The 2,604-nt window shown below is 69.8% G+C and carries 3 protein-coding genes and 1 pseudogene; 2 read left to right on the top strand and 2 right to left on the bottom strand.

Features of this window, described 5'->3' with window-relative positions; translation table 11 throughout:
• Positions 1 to 698, top strand: a 698-nt coding sequence (locus tag VF794_RS08600; protein WP_331108700.1) for a DUF418 domain-containing protein, incomplete at its 5' end; no start/stop codon positions are given.
• Between the two features lie 137 nt (positions 699 to 835).
• Positions 836 to 1,021, top strand: coding sequence for a hypothetical protein (locus tag VF794_RS08595; RefSeq protein ID WP_331108699.1), 186 nt, complete (start codon positions 836 to 838; stop codon positions 1,019 to 1,021).
• 18 nt (positions 1,022 to 1,039) lie between these two features.
• On the opposite strand, the gene VF794_RS08590 is transcribed toward VF794_RS08595, so the two are convergent.
• Positions 1,040 to 2,158, bottom strand: a complete 1,119-nt coding sequence (locus VF794_RS08590) for a serine/threonine protein kinase (RefSeq protein WP_414640890.1) — start codon at positions 2,156 to 2,158, stop codon at positions 1,040 to 1,042.
• 131 nt (positions 2,159 to 2,289) lie between these two features.
• Positions 2,290 to 2,604, bottom strand: a pseudogene (locus VF794_RS08585) (hypothetical protein); the annotation flags it as partial.

The raw sequence follows: 2,604 nt of genomic DNA, 5'->3' as shown, positions 1-2,604 counted from the left end.
TCCTGGCGGGACACTCCAGCGACTCCTTCAGGACGACCCAGGAGACGAACGCGCGCTACGTCGCGCACATGCTCCCGCAGGTCAAACGACTGCTCTGGATGTGCGGCATCCTGGGCCGCTTCCTGCTGGGCCTGCTCGCGGGACGCTACCTGCTGCTCCAGGACGTGGAGCGCAATCGCCCCTGGCACCGCCGGCTGCTCGTCGGGGGGCTGGTGCTGGGCGTGTTGGGCAATGGCACGGGGCTGGTGGTGCAGCGCCTGCGCCTCGCGGGGCTGGTGGACCCGGCGAAGGACTCCTGGATGCTCACCCTGTCCGCCATCCAGGAGCTGGGCTACGTGGGCCTGGCCGCGGTGTACGTGGCCGCTTTCGCCCTGCTCTTCCAGCGCGAGCGGTGGCGGAAGGTGATGCAGGTGCTGGCCCCCGTGGGCCGCATGGCGCTCACCAACTACCTGCTGGAGTCCGTGGTGAGCCTCTGCCTCTATGATGGCTGGGGGCTGGGCCTCATCGGACGGATGCCGCCGTCGGGCTGCGTGGCGCTCGCGCTGGCCGTCTTCGCGCTCCAGGTGCCCCTCAGCCACTGGTGGCTGTCGCGCTTCCGTTTCGGCCCGGCCGAGTGGCTGTGGCGCTCGCTCACCTACGGCCGAGCGCAGCCCATGCGTCTGGGGCCTGGCAACGCCGCGGCGCCGGCGCCGAGCTGACACCCGCTGGGACGTGCGCGTTTCGCCTGGCTGGAGGTCAGGCGGGCGACGCGCGGGGTCATGAACAGTGGGAGCCATGGCGACCTTGCGGAGCGCGCCGCCTGCGTTAACTCAAATCAATGACCGATGTGACTGAAATGCACGCCACGCCGCGCGACTACACGCTGCCCGAGGGTTGCCCCGTGTGTAGCGCGGATCTGCCGGTGCGGATCACCGCGGCGGGGGCGAATGGTGTCTGCAAGCACTGCGGCTGGTTCGGCCGTCCGCTCGTCACAGTGACCCATCAGGGCCTGCGCGTCACGTACGAGGGCGCCCAGGCCTGAAGCACGGCTCCGGGCCGGCTAGCTCTCCGGCTCCTCGCCGTTCCCACGAGAGCCCGGGGGACGTTTGGTCGCGGGGGCTGCCTGCACCGACCGGGTGCGCACGGGCGTTCCCGAGCCCGCGGGAGCCGCCTTGCTGCCCCGCGCCGGAGTCTTGCCCGGCGGCCCCTGCATGGGCGCCACCTTGGTGGCCGAGGGGGAGCTGGGCTCTCGCATCAGCCGCGGGTCGAACTGGATGACGGTGGGCTCGCTGGAGACGCGGTCATCCTCCAGTTCCTCGGCATACAGGTCCTTCATGAACGCGGTGAGGTGGGCCTGGGTGCCGGGGAGCCGCTCGGCGAGGAGGAAGTCCTCGATGGCGAGCTGGAGCTCGCTGGCGCTCTGGAAGCGCTCCTCGCGCTTGCGGGCCAGGGCCTTCATCACCACGCCATCCAGCGACTTCGGGGCGTCGGGGAGGACCTCGGAGGGCGGGGGCACGCGGGCACCCACCACGGCCTTCAGGGTGGCCATGTCCGAGTCGCGCTTGAAGAGCCGCTGGTTGGTGAGCAGCTCGTAGAAGACGATTCCCAGTCCGTACACGTCCGAGCGGGCGTCGAGCTCCTCGCCGCGGGCCTGCTCCGGGGACATGTACGCGTGCTTGCCCTTGATGGTGCCGACAATGGTCTGGGACAGCTTCCCCGAGACCTTGGCCACGCCGAAGTCGATGAGCTTCACGTTGCCGTTGAAGCCCACCAGCACGTTCTGCGGGGACACGTCGCGGTGGATGAGGCCCAGCCTGCGGCCCGAGGGGCTGCGCGCCCGGTGGGCATGGTCCAACCCCGCGGCGGCGTCCGCGATGATGCGGCACTTGAGCCCCAGCGGTAGCCCGCCCTTGCGGTAATGGTTGGCCCGCGCGCTCACCTGATTGACGGACTCGCCCTGCACGTACTCCATGGCGATGAAGAGCACGCCATCCACATCCCCCAGGTCGTAGATCTGGGCGATGTTGGGGTGGTTGAGGTTGCCGGCGATGCGGGCCTCGTCCAGGAACATCTTGATGAAGTCCGAGTCCTCGGACAGGTGGGGCAGCAGCCGCTTGAGCACCACGAGCTTCTGGAAGCCCACGGGCCCCTTCTGCCGGGCCAGGAAGACCTGGCCCATTCCTCCAGTTGCCAGTTTCCGGAGTAGCTCGTAGCGGCCGAAGGTTTCCACGGGTGGGCCAACCATAGCCGCCCCGGGCCCATGGGCGGAAGGGTGCGGATGGGCCCCTCCCCCCTTGACTTGTGGGCCGCTCAAGGGGCCATGGGGATCACCGGACAGGCGCTGCGGTAGCGGACCTCGATGTTCTGGCCCGTGGTGGGCACGGCGCTGGAGTGGAAGACGACCGTGTTGTGGCCGGCGTCATAGCGCCACTGGTCGACCGGGAGCGTCCTGCCCTGGACGCGCACCGACATCTCCGCCGTGCCGTTGGGCTGCGCGCTCAAGGCGAAGTCCGCCTGCGGCCCGTCGGCGCGCTGGTACAGCTTGTCGAGGAAGGAGCCGTAGCTGCCCTGGCAGATGGAGCCCACCGCGCCGCCGGTGCGCTGGGCCACGCTGGAGAAGCGCGG

The organism is Archangium sp. (assembly GCF_036389735.1).
Lineage (GTDB): Bacteria > Myxococcota > Myxococcia > Myxococcales > Myxococcaceae > Archangium.
Note: the sequence above shows the minus strand (reverse complement) of the source record. Positions and strands in the feature narration are given on the sequence as shown.

Bases quoted from the DNA above. Each gene is read 5' to 3' on its own strand.
- VF794_RS08595 (WP_331108699.1), top strand. From the start codon at position 836: ATGCACGCCACGCCGCGCGACTACACGCTGCCCGAGGGTTGCCCCGTG.
- VF794_RS08590 (WP_414640890.1), bottom strand. From the start codon at position 2,158: ATGGGCCAGGTCTTCCTGGCCCGGCAGAAGGGGCCCGTGGGCTTCCAG.